Source organism: Nocardioides sp. (assembly GCF_016462705.1).
In the GTDB taxonomy this organism is placed as follows: Bacteria; Actinomycetota; Actinomycetes; order Propionibacteriales; family Nocardioidaceae; genus Nocardioides.
In genome coordinates this window covers 1-13486 of the sequence record NZ_JAEMSS010000065.1, presented here as the reverse complement: position 1 = coordinate 13486, position 13486 = coordinate 1, and the positions used below count along the sequence as shown (strand labels likewise).

General features: G+C 72.8%; 15 protein-coding genes. 6 read left to right on the top strand and 9 right to left on the bottom strand.

The window, feature by feature from the left end:
* Window positions 1-994 (top strand): nucleotide pyrophosphatase/phosphodiesterase family protein (locus JHD21_RS10250; protein ID WP_292674349.1); only part of this gene is annotated, 994 nt, incomplete at its 5' end.
* 11 nt (window positions 995-1005) lie between these two features.
* On the opposite strand, the gene JHD21_RS10245 is transcribed toward JHD21_RS10250, so the two are convergent.
* Complete coding sequence (locus JHD21_RS10245) at window positions 1006-1680, bottom strand: thymidine kinase (RefSeq protein WP_292674347.1); 675 nt, start codon at window positions 1678-1680, stop codon at window positions 1006-1008.
* Window positions 1681-1721: 41 nt separating this feature from the next.
* The gene (locus tag JHD21_RS10240) at window positions 1722-2156 is read right to left on the bottom strand and encodes a DUF2000 domain-containing protein (RefSeq protein ID WP_292674344.1); all 435 of its coding nucleotides are present in this window, start codon (window positions 2154-2156) and stop codon (window positions 1722-1724) included.
* A 49-nt stretch (window positions 2157-2205) separates the two neighbouring features.
* On the opposite strand from JHD21_RS10240, the gene JHD21_RS10235 reads away from it, so the two are divergent.
* Window positions 2206-2982: an AraC family transcriptional regulator gene (locus tag JHD21_RS10235; protein ID WP_292674341.1), complete on the top strand. Its 777-nt coding sequence runs from the start codon at window positions 2206-2208 to the stop codon at window positions 2980-2982.
* Here JHD21_RS10235 and JHD21_RS10230 read toward each other — a convergent pair.
* Window positions 2969-3382 carry a VOC family protein gene (locus JHD21_RS10230; protein WP_292674339.1) on the bottom strand — a complete coding sequence of 138 codons (414 nt, stop codon included), beginning with the start codon at window positions 3380-3382 and terminating at the stop codon, window positions 2969-2971. The two genes, JHD21_RS10235 and JHD21_RS10230, sit on opposite strands and share 14 nt — an antisense overlap.
* Window positions 3383-3432: 50 nt before the next feature.
* Here JHD21_RS10230 and JHD21_RS10225 point away from each other — a divergent pair, with 50 nt between their 5' ends.
* A complete protein-coding gene (locus JHD21_RS10225) occupies window positions 3433-4269 on the top strand; it encodes a sulfurtransferase (protein ID WP_292674336.1) in 837 nt (278 codons plus the stop codon).
* Here the strand turns inward: JHD21_RS10225 and JHD21_RS10220 are convergent.
* The 4 genes from JHD21_RS10220 to JHD21_RS10205 all read right to left on the bottom strand — a co-directional run bounded on the left by JHD21_RS10220 (window position 4250) and on the right by JHD21_RS10205 (window position 10061).
* A complete protein-coding gene (locus JHD21_RS10220) occupies window positions 4250-6259 on the bottom strand; it encodes an SDR family oxidoreductase (RefSeq protein WP_292674333.1) in 2010 nt (669 codons plus the stop codon). The genes JHD21_RS10225 and JHD21_RS10220 overlap by 20 nt on opposite strands.
* Window positions 6260-6280: 21 nt before the next feature.
* Window positions 6281-7429 (bottom strand): septation protein SepH, encoded by a 1149-nt coding sequence (gene sepH / locus JHD21_RS10215; RefSeq protein ID WP_292674329.1) that lies wholly within the window; start codon window positions 7427-7429, stop codon window positions 6281-6283.
* Between the two features lie 101 nt (window positions 7430-7530).
* A complete protein-coding gene (locus JHD21_RS10210) occupies window positions 7531-8832 on the bottom strand; it encodes a D-arabinono-1,4-lactone oxidase (protein ID WP_292674326.1) in 1302 nt (433 codons plus the stop codon).
* Between the two features lie 5 nt (window positions 8833-8837).
* A complete protein-coding gene (locus JHD21_RS10205; RefSeq protein ID WP_292674323.1) occupies window positions 8838-10061 on the bottom strand; it encodes an MFS transporter in 1224 nt (407 codons plus the stop codon).
* A 73-nt stretch (window positions 10062-10134) separates the two neighbouring features.
* Between JHD21_RS10205 and JHD21_RS10200 the strand changes: the two genes are divergently transcribed.
* The 3 genes from JHD21_RS10200 (at window position 10135) to JHD21_RS10190 (ending at window position 12569) form a co-directional block, all read left to right on the top strand.
* Entirely contained in the window at window positions 10135-11223 is a 1089-nt protein-coding gene (locus JHD21_RS10200; protein WP_292674320.1) for a ferrochelatase, read from the top strand.
* Window positions 11220-12056 (top strand): inositol monophosphatase family protein, encoded by an 837-nt coding sequence (locus tag JHD21_RS10195; RefSeq protein WP_292674317.1) that lies wholly within the window; start codon window positions 11220-11222, stop codon window positions 12054-12056. Before JHD21_RS10200 ends, JHD21_RS10195 begins: the two co-directional genes overlap by 4 nt.
* 219 nt (window positions 12057-12275) lie before the next feature.
* Entirely contained in the window at window positions 12276-12569 is a 294-nt protein-coding gene (locus JHD21_RS10190) for a DUF4193 domain-containing protein (protein WP_292674314.1), read from the top strand.
* A 24-nt stretch (window positions 12570-12593) separates the two neighbouring features.
* On the opposite strand, the gene JHD21_RS10185 is transcribed toward JHD21_RS10190, so the two are convergent.
* Both JHD21_RS10185 and JHD21_RS10180 read right to left on the bottom strand, forming a co-directional pair.
* Window positions 12594-12887, bottom strand: coding sequence for a DUF4235 domain-containing protein (locus JHD21_RS10185; RefSeq protein WP_292674311.1), 294 nt, complete (start codon window positions 12885-12887; stop codon window positions 12594-12596).
* Between the two features lie 21 nt (window positions 12888-12908).
* Window positions 12909-13486 (bottom strand): DUF3093 domain-containing protein (locus JHD21_RS10180; protein WP_292674309.1); only part of this gene is annotated, 578 nt, incomplete at its 5' end.

Here is a 13486-nt window from a genome sequence, read left to right as displayed (position 1 = left end):
GTCGTACGTCGTCCTGCTGGTCGACGGCCTGGGCGCCCGGCTGGTCGACCGCCACCGCGAGGCCGCGCCGTTCCTCGCCGCCCTGCTGGACGACAACGAGACCGGCACCGCCGGCGTCCCGTCGACGACCGCGACCAGCCTCACCTCGCTCGGCACCGGCCTCACGCCGGGGACACACGGCCTGGTCGGCTTCACCAGCCGGATCCCCGGCACGGAGCGGCTGCTCGTCTCGCTGATGTGGGACAAGGACGTCGACCCGCTCGAGTGGCAGCCGCACCCCACGGCGTTCGCGCGCCTGCAGGACGCAGGGGTCGCGGTGACGATCGTCAACAAGCGCGAGTTCCAGGGGAGCGGGCTGACCGTGGCGTCGTCGCGGGGCGGCGACTACGTCGGTGCCGACCGGGTGGGGGAGCGGATCGCGGCCGCGGTCGCGGCGGCGGCCGTCACCCCGTCGTTCACCTATCTCTACGAGAGCGACCTCGACTGGACCGGCCACAAGTACGGCGTCGCCTCACCCCACTGGCTCCAGCAGCTGACCATGATCGACGCCGAGGTGGAGCAGCTGCGCAACGCCCTGCCCGCCGCGACCCGGCTCGTCGTCGTGGCCGACCACGGCATGGTCGACTCGCCGCCCGAGCACCGTGTCGACGTCGACCAGCACCCGGAGCTCCGCGAGGGGCTGTTCCTCTTCGGCGGGGAGGCCCGGTTCCGGCACCTCTACTGCCGCGGCGGTGCCGTCGACGACGTCCACGCGGCCTGGACCCAGTTCTTCGGCGCGACCGCGGACGTGCTGACCAGGGACGCCGCGATCGAGCGGGGCTGGTTCGGCCACGTCATCCCGACGGTCTACCCGCGCCTCGGCGACGTCGTGGTCGCCATGCGCGACGACCACTCGGTCTTCTCCAGCACGGACTTCCCCTACGAGATGACGCTGGTCGGCCTGCACGGCTCGCTGACCCCGGACGAGATGGTCATCCCGATCCTGGTCTGCTGAGGCACCCGTCGCTAGCCGAACGGCAGCGGCTCGGCGCCCAGCGAGACGGCCTTGGCGCGGGCCGCGGTCATCCGGCGCCGGTGGTGCTGGCGGCACAGGACCTCGTAGGCGACGTGGGCGTCGTCGACCGGCGCCTCGGTCGGGTCGGGGGCCAGGTCGTCGACATCGCCGACCACGATGACCTCGCCCTCGACGACCATCTCGCCGTTCTCGGTCCGGGCGTTGTGGGTGGCCCGCTTGCCGCACCAGCAGAGCGCCTCGACCTGGAGGACGTGCATCCGGTCGGCGAGCTCGACGAGGCGGGCGCTGCCCGGGAACAGCTCGCTGCGGAAGTCGGTGAGGATCCCGAAGGTGAACACGTCGATCTGGAGCTCGTCGACGACCTTGGCGAGCTGGTCGATCTGGTCGCGGCTGTAGAACTGGGCCTCGTCGCAGATCAGGTAGTCGATCCGGGCGCCCGCGGTCAGCGCGTCGACGACGTAGCGCCAGAAGTGGAAGTCGGGGTCGACCTCGACGGCCTCGTGCGCCAGGCCCAGCCGGCTGGACAGGGTCGACGTGCCGGCCCGGTCCCGGGTGGTGAAGATCCTGCCGACCAGCCCGCGTGCCGCCCGGTTGTGGTTGGTCTGCAGGGCCAACGTGCTCTTGCCGGAGTCCATCGTCCCGGTGAAGAACTGGAGCTCGGCCACCACGCAATCCTAGGGCGCCACGTCCTCGGGAGACCGGGACGTCACGGATGCAGGCGCGCCCCCTTGACCGTCTTGTCGACGGCGTTCCGGGGGCCGTGCAGGGCGAGCCCGACCAGGTCGAGGTCGTCGCGACCGACCGCGCGCACCGCCGCCCGGTTGTCCCGGTCGTTGCCGGTCCGGAACATGTCCGCGGTGTAGACCGACATCGGCAGCTGCCGGCCCAGCGCGCGCTGGTGGGCGGTGCGCAGCGTGGCGGCGTCCGCCTCGAGGACCACGACCGGCTGGCCGAGGAGGGCGAGGTACGCCGTGCCGTCGGCGTCCTCGTAGGGCTCACCGACCAGCTCCGGGAACGCCGCGGTCACCCCGCTGACCAGGAAGGCGGTCACGTTGAGCCGTTGCCAGGTCTCGAGGTCGTCGCGCACGACGACGGCGACCTTGGTCTCGAAACGGATCGGTGCGTCCACGGCGTCGTCCACGGGTCCACCGTCACCCGGCCGGCGGTGCCGGGTCTTGTACGTTCCTGACGTGGAGCGGGTGCGAGCGTGGCGGCCGGCCCTCGCCGGTGTGTCGGAGGTCCTGCACGCCCACTTCACCGAGCACAGCTACCCGGCGCACGTCCACGACCAGTGGACGATCCTGCTGGTCGACCAGGGCGGCGTCGACTACACGCTCGAGCGGTCGCGGAGGCAGGCGGTGGCCGGCCGGGTGACCGTGCTGCCGCCGCACGTCAGCCACGACGGGCGCTCGGCCAGCCCGGGCGGGTTCGACAAGCGGGTGCTGTACGTCGACGAGCGCTGGCTTCCTGCCCGGCTCACGGGCGCCGCGGTTCGGGCGCCGTCCCTGGCGGACGCTGCGTTGACCAGGGCGGTCTCAGCACTGCACGCCACCCTCACGGCACCGGGTGACGACGCGCTGGAGGCCGAGTCCCGGCTGGCCCTGGTCGCCGAGCGGATCACCGCCCACCTCGACCGGAGCGCGGCCCCGCGGGGCCGCGCCGACGCCGGCCTGGCGCGGCGGGTCCGGGACCGGCTCGACACCGACGCCCCGCCGCCGCTCGCCGACCTGGCCCGGGACCTCGGCACCCACCCGTCCCACCTGGTGCGGGCGTTCAGCCGGGAGTACGGCCTGCCGCCGCACCGCTACGTCGTCGGCCGGCGGCTCGACCGGGCCCGCCGGCTGCTGCTCGACGGGTTGCCGATCGCGGAGGTGGCGGTGCGGACCGGCTTCCACGACCAGTCGCACCTCACCCGGCACTTCCGGGCACTGCTCGGCACGACGCCCGGCGCGTTCAGACGGGGATGACGCCCGGGTCAGCGACGACCTCCCACAGGTGGCCGTCCGGGTCGGAGAAGGTGCCGGTGTAGCCCCACGGCTGCTGCTGCGGTGCCGTCACCTCCGCGCCCCCCGCGGCCGCGGCACGAGCCACCAGGTCGTCGACCTCGGCGGGACTCGACACCGCGAGGGAGAGCAGGCACTCGGCGGTCCCGCGCCGGGCGACGTCGCGACCCGCGGTGACCCAGCCGAACCCCCCGGTGGGGACGTACATGACGCTGGCGCGCTCGTTGACGACCACGCGCAGGGGCTCGGGGACGCCGTCGTCGGCGAGCTCGCCGGGGGTGTCGAGTCCCAGTGCCCGGGCGAACGCGTGCGCGGCGACGCGGTCCTCGGTGGGCAGGGCGACGACGAGTCCGTGGGTGCTCATGGGCGTGCCGACCCTCTCACCCGGCCGGACTCATCGGTGAGAATGGGGGCGTGACGTCCCCGCTCATCTCCACCGCCGCACTCCGCGACCTGCTCGCCGGGCAGACGTCGGTCACCGTGCTCGACGTCCGCTACCGGACGGGTGGCGGTCCGAGCGGGCCGGGGGAGTACTCGCTCGGCCACGTGCCGGGCGCGGTGTACGTCGACCTGGACACCGAGCTCGCGGCACCGCCCGGCACCGGCGGTCGGCATCCGCTCCCCGCGACCGAGGTCTTCGAGGCGGCGATGCGCCGCGCAGGGGTGAGCCACGGCCGGCCGGTCGTGGTCTACGACGACTGGACCGGCCTCGCCGCCGGCCGGGCGTGGTGGTTGCTGCGCTTCCACGGGCTCCACGACGTGCGGGTGCTCGACGGCGGCTGGTCGGCCTGGGTCGAGGACGGCGGCGCGGTGGAGCGGGGCGTGAACCTCACCAGCACTCCCGGGGACTTCACCGCGCGCCCCGGGCAGCTGCCGATGGTCGAGGCCGACCGGGTGCTCGACGTCCCGGTGCTGGTCGACGCACGCGCGCCCGAGCGCTACCGCGGCGAGAACGAGCCGATCGACCCGGTGGCCGGGCGCATCCCCGGCGCGGTCAACGTCCCGACCGGCACGAACCTGGACTCGGCCGGCCGGTTCCGCTCGCCGGAGCAGCTCAGGGCCCTCTACGAGGCCGCCGGCGTCCCGACCGACGGCTCCGCCGAGGTCGCCGTCTACTGCGGCTCCGGGGTCACTGCCGTGCACGACATCCTGGCGCTCGACAGCATCGGCGTCACCGCCACGCTCTACCCCGGCAGCTGGAGCGAGTGGATCGCGGATCCTGCGAGACCCACTACCAGTGGATCCCCTTGAACGCCCGGGCCAGCAGCAGCTGCTCGGACTCGCGGGTGCCGCCGGTGGGGGCCTCGCCCTTGGCCGCCGCGGAGTCCGGGAAGACGTGGTAGGCCATGTTGAGCAGCCGGAACGTGGCCTTGGGTGCCAGGGTGTGGGCGACCGCGCCGACGTTGCCGAGCAGGGTGTTGATCTCGTGGGGGCGCTCGACCATCGCCTGGATGACCAGGTCGGCCGCCTGCGCGGGTGAGATCGTGGGGAACTTGTCGTAGATCTTGGTCGGGGCGATCATCGGCGTCCGCACCAGGGGCATGTGGATGCCGGTGAACGTGATGCCGTCGCCGACCAGCTCGGAGGCGACCACGTTGCTCCAGGAGTCCAGCGCGGCCTTCGAGGCGACGTACGCCGAGAAGCGCGGCGGGTTGGTCTGCACGCCGATCGACGAGACGTTGACGACGTGGCCGCGCCTGGCCTTCTTCATCGCCGGGATGAGCCCCATCACGAGCCGGACGGCGCCGAAGTAGTTGAGCTGCATGGTGCGCTCGAAGTCGTGGAAACGGTCGTGGGACAGGCGCAGCGACCGGCGGATCGAGCGGCCGGCGTTGTTGACCACGAAGTCCACCGACGGCAGGTCGGCCGTGACCTGCTCGCAGAGCCGGTCGATCGCCTCGAGGTCGGAGAGGTCGCAGGGGTAGACGTACGCCGACCCGCCGCGGCGCTCGATGGTGGCGCGGGTCTCCTCGAGCTTGTCCTTGCCGCGGGCGACGAGCACCGGGATGCCGCCGGCCTGCGCGACCTTGAGCGCGGTGACCTGGCCGATCCCGCTGGAGGCCCCGGTGATGACGACGTGCTTGCCCTTGAGCGCGTCCCGGACCTTCGGGTCTCGGCCCGTCGACTCGTCGAGGTGCTCCTCCCAGTAGGTCCACAGGGTCCGGGCGTAGCCGTCGACGTCGGGCACGGCGATGCCCGACCCGGCCAGTGCCTTCTCGGTGCGACGCGAGTCGAACACCGAGGTGAACGACGAGTGGGCGAGGACCTCGGCCGGGATCCCGGTGCGGCTCAGCACCAGGTCGAGCGCAGCCTGCACCGGCCCGAGTCCGACCAGGGTCGTCGCCAGGGCCAGCGGCCGGAACCGGCGCGGCACCAGCGACAGCGGGCCCGCGGCGGTCAGCCGCCGGTCCACGGGCGTCGCGAACGACGGGGCGCCCGCGGCCCGGCAGAACGTGTTCACCAGGTCCACGGTCGGCTGCGGGTCCGGGTTGACCAGGTGGAACGCCTCGCCGTCGTGGCCGGGCAGGTGCGCCAGGTGGTCCATGGCCTTGGCGACGTAGTCCACCGGCACGACGTTGGTGTCGCCGAGGTCGACGCCCACCAGCGGCAGCCATGCGGGCAGGTTGTCCCGCAGGGCCTTCAGGACCGGGAAGAAGTAGTAGGGCCCGTCGACCTTGTCCATCGCCCCCGTCTCGGAGTGGCCGACCACGATCGCCGGACGGTAGACCCGCCACGGCACCTCGGCCTCGGTGCGGACGATGCGCTCGGACTCGAACTTGGTGCGGTGGTACGCCGACGGGAGGTGCTGCCCCTCGGCGAACATCGTCTCGTCGAACCGACCCTGGTAATCACCGGCCGCCGCCACCGAGGAGACCTGGTGGAAGCAGCCGACCCGCAGGTCGTGGGCGAGAGCGAGGGCGTGCCGGGTGCCCCCCACGTTCATGACGTCGTTGGTCTCGTCGTCGGCGGTCATGTCGTAGATCGCGGCCAGGTGGAAGAAGTGCTCGATCTCCCCGGCGTGCTCGGCCACCCAGGCCTCGTCCACCCCGAGCCCGTCGACACCGAGGTCGCCCACGACCGGCACCACCCGGTCGGCGCCCCACCCCTGGACGAGGCTCTCCATCCTGCCCAGCGAGCCCGCGCGGCACAGCACGTAGACCGTGCCCTCGCGGTGGTCGACGAGCTCGTCGACCAGGTGACGCCCGATGAAGCCGGTGGCCCCGGTCACGAAGTAGGACATGGGCGGGAGGCTACCCCTGGGTCACTCCTTGCCGGGCCCGCCGAACATGATCTCGTCCCAGCTGGGGACCGACGCCCGCTTCTTCTTGGCGGGGGGACGAGCGGGCGGCTCGTCCGCGGCCGGGTCCGAGGACTGATCGGCGGGCGGCTCGGCGGTCACCGCCTCGATCTCCTCGGTGGTCTGCTCGTCGGCCGGGGCCTGGACATCGAGGTAGGCCTCGATCGGCTGCTCGACCGCGAAGTCGGGGGCCGGCTCGTGCGCGGGTGCGGGAGTCGGGTCGGGAGTCTGCTCGCGGACCAGGTCCAGGGCGTCGGCACCCAGCTCGTCGGGAGTCAGGGCTAGCTGCTCGCTGGGGACGGCGGACAGCAGCCGCCCCGACGGCTCGGGCTCGGCGGGTGCCGCAAGGGACGCCGTGGCCTCGATCTGGTCGCCGACCAGCCAGCGCGCCTCGTCGTTGTCGAGCAGCACGAAGTTGCCCGGCTGGTCGTAGGTCAGCTGGGCCAGACCCTCCTGCCCCCCGGCGCTGAAGCTCGCGGTCAGCGTCCACCGGCCGTCCTCGCGGCGCCACGCGTCCCAGAGCACCGAGTCCGGGTCGACGTTCATCCCGCGCAGCCTGCTGCTGACCGACTCTCCGAGCGTGCGGCTGTGACCAGACGGGCTCTGGAGCTGGCTGGGCGGCTGGGGGGAGGCCGGGCGTCGGATGGAGGCGCGGAGCGCGCGCTGGGCGACGTGCTCGCGCTCGGCGAGGACGGGAGCGGCGTACGGCATTACCTTCTCGAGGGTGGTCTGCGCTGCCTCGGCGACCGCTTCTGGGGTCTCACCGGCACGGATCCGGGCCTGGATGTCGCGGGGTCGAAGAAGGCTGCTCGCCATCGTCTTCTCCCTAATCGTTGAGTTTCGGCCGGGTCCGGTGGGTGTGCTCTGGCTGCTGGGGTCGGTGCGGGACGGGTCGCCGTGCAGTGCGGCGCGGAGCCGGGCGTCGACGTCGACGGTGAACTCCAGGCCCGCGCCGTCCACGAGAAGCAGCCGGGTGCTGTCATCAGTCAGGCCCCGGAGCTTGAGGTGGGTGTCTGCGGGCCGCTGCGGTCGAGCGTCGGACGGCGCCGGGCGTGGCGTCGACTCGGGGGTCATCCCCGGGGCGACGGTCGCGGGCAGTTCCTGGGCCGACATCTCTCTGGGTTTCCTTGCGTAGCGGTGTTGCCGACCTTACGACGGCGCACGCCTGCGGCAGCGGCAACGCCACGGCGCGCCACGCCGGATTTCGAGACGCGTCAGTCTCCGAGGATCCGCTGCAGGTGCGGGTTGGTGAACACCCGGTCCGGGTCGAGCCGGTCCCGCATCGCCAGGAAGTCGTCGAAGCGCGGGTAGGCCGGCCGCAGGTCGGCGGCGGTGCGGGTGTGCACCTTGCCCCAGTGGGGGCGCCCGTCGTGGGCGCGCATGATCGGCTCGAGCAGCGCGAAGTAGTCGAGGTGGTCGGCGTCGCGGTGGGTGTGGAAGGCGAGGTAGAGGCTGTCGCGCCGGTAGGCCGTGGACAGCGGGATGTCGTCGGCCGGGGCGGTCCGGATCTCCACGGGGAAGCTGATCCGCAGGTCGGAGGCGTCGATCGCCGCGCGGGCCTCGGCGAGGACCGCCAGCCCCGCCTCGCGGGGTACGGCGTACTCCATCTCCCGGAAGACCACGGCCCGCTTGGCGGTGAACACCCGGTGGGGGACGTCGCTGTAGGTGCGCTCGCTGAGCATGCCGGCCGCGAAGCGGTTCATCCGCGGGATGACCCGCGGCACCCGGTTGGCCCCGGCGGTGAGCAGCCCGAACACGGTGTTCTGCAGCAGGTCGTCGTCGACCCACGCCTTCACCCGGTTCAGCGGCCGGGACCGGGACAGGTCGGTCCCGCGCCGGTGGTTGCGCTTGGTGAGCATGCGGTCGGTGTGCGGGAACCAGTACATGTCGACGTGGTCGGACGTCGCGGTCATCTCGTCGAACGTCGCGAGCGCCTGGTCCCAGGACATCGGCTGCTCCTGGGCCTCGAGGACGAACACGGGCTCCACCCGGAACGTCAGGGCCGTGAGCACGCCCAGGGCGCCGAGCCCCACCCGGGCCATCTCGAAGACGTCGGGGTTGTCGTCCGCGCTGGCGTGAAGCACCTCACCGGTGCCCGTGACCAGCTCGAGGCCGACCAGCTGGGCGGCGAGGGAGGCGGCCTGGCCGCCGGTGCCGTGGGTGCCGGTGGAGATCGCGCCCGCGAGGGTCTGCTCGGCGATGTCGCCCATGTTGTGCAGGCTCAGGCCGAGGCGCTCCAGGGCGAGGTTGAGGTCCTTGAGGAGCGTCCCGCTGCCCGCGGTGACCGTCATCGCGTCCCGGTCGACGGACCGGATGCCGGCGAGACCGCCGGGGGTCAGCATGGTCCCGGTCGGCGCGCCGATCGCGGTGAAGCTGTGACCGGAGCCGACCATCTTGACCGTCGACCCGCCGGCCCGGGCGGTCGCGATGGCGGCGGCCACCTCCTCCACGTCGCGAGGTCCGACCACGTCGGTGGGCTCGGTGCTGACCAGTCCCGACCAGTTGCGCCACGTCATGGCCGTCATTGAACCGCGACCGGCGGGTCGACCTGGTCCCGGTCCGGGACGTCGGCGCGGGGGACAGCCTGGGCGGCCAGTGCCGCGACGATCCCGGCGGACAGGCTCACCAGGTAGGCGGCGGAGGCCCCCGAGTGGTCGACGACGAAGCCGCTGATGGTGGCGCCCGGCGCCACCCCCGCCACGATCCCGGTGTGCATGATCGCCATGCCCTCGGTCAGCCGGGAGACCGGTACGGTCCGCTCGGTCAGGGACAGCGTGGCGATCATGGTCGGTGCGATCGCCACACCCCCGACCAGCAGCAGTGCGGCCATGACCGGGATGGAGTCGACGAAGTAGAGGGGCGACATCGCACACGCCATGCCGAACGCACCCCAGCGCACCCGGGCGGCGGGTCCGGACCGCGACGCCACGGCGCCGGACACCACGCCGGCCACCAGGCTGCCCAGCGCCCAGATGGCGAGGAGGCCACCGGCCCAGCCCTTGTGCCCCTGCTCGTCGGCGAAGGCGACGGTGGTCACCTCGGCGGCGCCGAAGAGGATGCCGAGCGCCAGGCAGACGACCGCCAGCGGGACGACCGTGCGCCAGGGCATCGGCTCCCGGACGCCGGTGGACCGGTCATGGGGGTGTGGGGGCGGTTCGGTGCTCCGCTGGGCGGCGAAGCCCAGGCTGCCACCGACGCCCGCGACGATGGCGACGCCCAGCCCGAGGACCGGGCTGATGTTGGTGGCCAGCACCGCGACCAGGATCGGGCCGATGATGAAGACGACCTCGTCGAGCACGGCCTCCAGCGCGAACGCGGTCTGGACCTCGGCGGGCTGCCGGAGCACGTAGGACCACCTCGCCCGCACGCAGGAGCCGATCGGCGGCAGGGCGGCACCGGCGCACGCGGCGGCGACGTACGTGAGCCCGATCGGCCAGTCGGCCTCGACGCCGGCGACGAGCGCGACCATGGAGACGCCATAGACGACGCTGGCGGAAGCGAGCACCACACCCTGGCCGAGCCGGTCGACGAAGCGCCCCATGACGATGGCGAACGCCGCGTTGGCGATGGCGAACGCCGCGGCCACCGCCCCGGCCACCCCGTAGGAGTCGGTGGCGGTCTGGACCAGCAGCACGATGCCCAGCCCGGTCATGGAGATGGGCAGGCGCGCCACGAGGCCGGTCAGGGAGAACCTGAGGTTCCCGGGACGGGCGAGGATCGAGCGGTAGGACGACAGCGACACCATGGCCCGCCCACGGTAGGGCCCGGCACCGACACCGGACGAATCCCTTTCGCACCTCGCTCCTAGGCTGGCCGACGTGCCCGACACCTCGCCGTACGACGCCCTGCTGCTCGTCTCCTTCGGCGGCCCGGAGCGGCCCGAGGACGTGGTCCCGTTCCTCGAGAACGTGACCCGCGGCCGCGGCATCCCACGCGAGCGGCTCGAGGAGGTCGGCCAGCACTACTACCTCTTCGGTGGCCGGTCGCCGATCAACGACCTCAACCGCGACCTGCTCGCGTCCATCCGCGCCGACCTGGCCGAGGCGGGGATCGACCTGCCGGTCTACTGGGGCAACCGCAACTGGGACCCCTACCTGACCGACGTGCTCGCCGAGATGGCCGCCGACGGTGTCACCCGGGCCGCGTGCTTCGTCACCAGCGCCTACTCCTCGTGGTCGAGCTGCCGGCAGTACCGCGAGAACCTCTACGACGCGGTGCTCCCGCTCGGCGGGTCCGCGCCCCGGCTCGACAAGCTCCGGCACTACTTCAACCATCCCGGGTTCGTGGAGCCCGTGGCGGAGGCGGTGGTCGAGGCCCTGGCGGAGCTGCCCGACCAGGCCCGGCCGGGCGCACACCTGGTCTTCGTGACCCACTCGATCCCGACCGGGATGAACGACCGGAGCGGTCCCGAGGGCGGTGCGTACCTCCAGCAGCACCTGGACGTCGTCGAGACCGTCGCGGCGCGCGTGGCCGAGGAGACCGGGCGCACCCGGGAGCACTCGCTCGTCTACTGCTCCCGGTCCGGGCCTCCCTCGGTCCCGTGGCTCGAGCCCGACGTCAACGACCACCTGACCCAGCTGGCGGCCGACGGCGTGCCAGGGGTGGTGCTGGTCCCGGTCGGCTTCGTGTCGGACCACATGGAGGTCATCTACGACCTCGACACCGAGGCGCTGGAGACGGCCCGCGAGCTCCAGCTGCCGGCGGTGCGGTCGGCGACCCCGCAGGGCGATGCGCGGTTCGTGACGATGATCCGGGACCTGCTCGTCGAGCGGGCCGCGGTCGAGCGCGGCGAGGCAGTCGACCGGCCGGCCCTCGGGTCCTTCGGTGTGATGTGGGACGCGTGCCCGGTCGGCTGTTGCGCCAACGCGTCGGGGGAGCGTCCCGCGCTGTGCGGGGCCGACGGATGAGCCGACCGCCCCTGCCTCGGTCCCAGGGGCTGCTCGCCGTCGCGCTCGACGCCGCGCGCGCCGCCGCCGAGCTGGTCCGGGCCAGGTCCCTCGGCGAGGTCACGGTGGCGGCGACCAAGTCCAGCGACGTCGACGTCGTGACCGAGGCGGACCGGTCGGCCGAGCGGCTCATCCGGGACCGGTTGGCAACGAGCCGCCCCGACGACGCGGTCCTGGGCGAGGAGGGAGACGACCTCGCGGGGACCAGCGGCGTCCGCTGGGTCGTCGACCCCATCGACGGCACGGTCAACTTCCTCTACGGCCTGCCGCAGTACGCCGTCTCCATCGCGGCCGAGGTCGACGGCGAGGTCGTCGCGGGGGTCGTCCTCAACGTCGCCACCGGCGTCGAGTTCACGGCGTACGTCGACGAGGACGGCGTCACCCGCTCCCGCCGGGACGGGGAGCCGATCCGGGTCCGGGCGTCGGTGCCGCTGGCCCAGCGGCTGGTCAGCACCGGGTTCGGCTACGACGCCGGGCTGCGCGAGCTGCAGGCCCGGGCCCTGGTCCACCTGCTCCCGCGGATCCGCGACATCCGGCGGCTCGGCTCGTGCGCTCTCGACCTGTGCCACGTGGCGGAGGGCATGCTCGACGGCTACGTGGAGGAGGGTGTGAACCTCTGGGACCACGCCGCGGGGGCCCTGGTCGCCCAGGGTGCCGGGGCCACTGTCGAGGTCACGACGGGTGCCGGTGGTGGGCGCCTGATCCTCTGCGCGCCGGCTGACGGATTCGCCGAGCTGCGGATGCTTGTCGCCGCGGCGGGGTACCTATCGGCACCGGCGACCGAGGAGACCTGAGCCACACTGGGCGACCGCAGGGGACCGGGAATACCCCCGGGCCACCCGCTGTTCACGTGAAGCATCGACCGTCGGTGTGTCACATCGGCCCTCAATGGTGCACAATCTGGCGCGCCGACCCGGAATCACACGGGCAGCGTTCCCCCCGATCGAGACGACATCCGGCCGATCAGCAGGCACTCACCCACCGCCTGCCAGCAGCCGAGAGGAGTGAGTGACATGGCGACCGACTACGACGCACCTCGCAAGACCGAGGAGGACCAGTCCGAGGAGAGCATCGAAGAGCTCAAGGCACGCCGTCACGACAAGAACTCCGGCAAGGTCGACGAGGACGAGGCCGAGGCCGCGGAGTCCTTCGAGCTGCCCGGCGCGGACCTCTCGCACGAGGAGCTGGCCGTCGAGGTCAAGCCCAAGCAGGAGGACGAGTTCACCTGCATGAGCTGCTTCCTGGTGCACCACCGCAGCCAGCTGGCCGACCAGAAGAAGATGATCTGCTTCGACTGCGCTGCGTGACGTCGCTGGGTTCGTCCCGCGGGTCTAGCGAGTGTCGCCCTTCTTGAGCCCGGGCGGCAGGTGCCCGGTGGACCGGGCGTAGTAGGACGCGGCCTTGCGCTGCGCGAGCATCCGGGCGACACCGATAGCGGTGCCGCTGATGACTGCCCAGGCGACCGCCTCCCGCAGGTCGACGTCGGGGTCCGCCGGGTTCTCCGGCGGGTTCTTGCCCGTCGCGGCCTTCCACGACGTGTTGAGCCCCTTGCGGGCGGCCGCGGCCGCCACGAGCGCGCTCACCAGCGAGAAGACCGTCCAGAGCTTGGAGCTGTCCGATGCCATGGCCGGACAGTACCCAGCCCGCTAGCGTCGCTGCGCGGTGAGCCGGGTCAGCGCCCCGGCCAGCTCCTCGGGGTGCCGCGAGCTGACCAGCCAGTAGGGCGCGGGGTCGGCCGGGTCGGTGATCTCGACCCGCACCGCCCGCTTGAGGTAGGGCCGCAGCAGCAGGTACGCGCGGGCGTCGGCCTCGGGCCCGGCCACGCGCCGCGTGCGCTCGGCGTCCAGCGCCTCTGCGGCGCCCAGGTGCTCGGAGCCGATCTGGGCCCGGCCGGCCCGGAAGACGGCGTCATGGACCTCCAGCCGCGGCGACCCGTAGCTGAGCAGTCCCGCGGCCAGCAGCGCCATCGTGATCCCGGTGGCAGCCCAGGCGACCGGACCCGGGACCGCGACCACGCAGGCGAGCCACAGGCTGGCGACCAGCATCGTGCCCTGCACCCACCAGCGCAGGGGCACGCCCAGGCGCTCGCGGTAGGCGGTATCAGTGGTCCCCACGAGCCGGAGTCTCCCACCCGGGGTGAAGCCGGACCGGGATAGGGTCCGGCCGTGACGCTGCCCGTGCAGGTGGTCCGCCTCGACCGCGACCTGCCCCTCCCGTCGTACGC

Excerpts from the sequence above, each read along its gene's own strand:
- JHD21_RS10195 (WP_292674317.1), top strand. The coding sequence starts at position 11,220 with ATGAGCCGACCGCCCCTGCCTCGGTCCCAGGGGCTGCTCGCCGTCGCG.
- JHD21_RS10210 (WP_292674326.1), bottom strand. The coding sequence starts at position 8,832 with ATGACGTGGCGCAACTGGTCGGGACTGGTCAGCACCGAGCCCACCGAC.
- JHD21_RS10230 (WP_292674339.1), bottom strand. The coding sequence starts at position 3,382 with ATGAGCACCCACGGACTCGTCGTCGCCCTGCCCACCGAGGACCGCGTC.
- sepH (WP_292674329.1), bottom strand. The coding sequence starts at position 7,429 with ATGTCGGCCCAGGAACTGCCCGCGACCGTCGCCCCGGGGATGACCCCC.
- JHD21_RS10190 (WP_292674314.1), top strand. The coding sequence starts at position 12,276 with ATGGCGACCGACTACGACGCACCTCGCAAGACCGAGGAGGACCAGTCC.
- JHD21_RS10185 (WP_292674311.1), bottom strand. The coding sequence starts at position 12,887 with ATGGCATCGGACAGCTCCAAGCTCTGGACGGTCTTCTCGCTGGTGAGC.
- JHD21_RS10205 (WP_292674323.1), bottom strand. The coding sequence starts at position 10,061 with ATGGTGTCGCTGTCGTCCTACCGCTCGATCCTCGCCCGTCCCGGGAAC.
- JHD21_RS10220 (WP_292674333.1), bottom strand. The coding sequence starts at position 6,259 with ATGTCCTACTTCGTGACCGGGGCCACCGGCTTCATCGGGCGTCACCTG.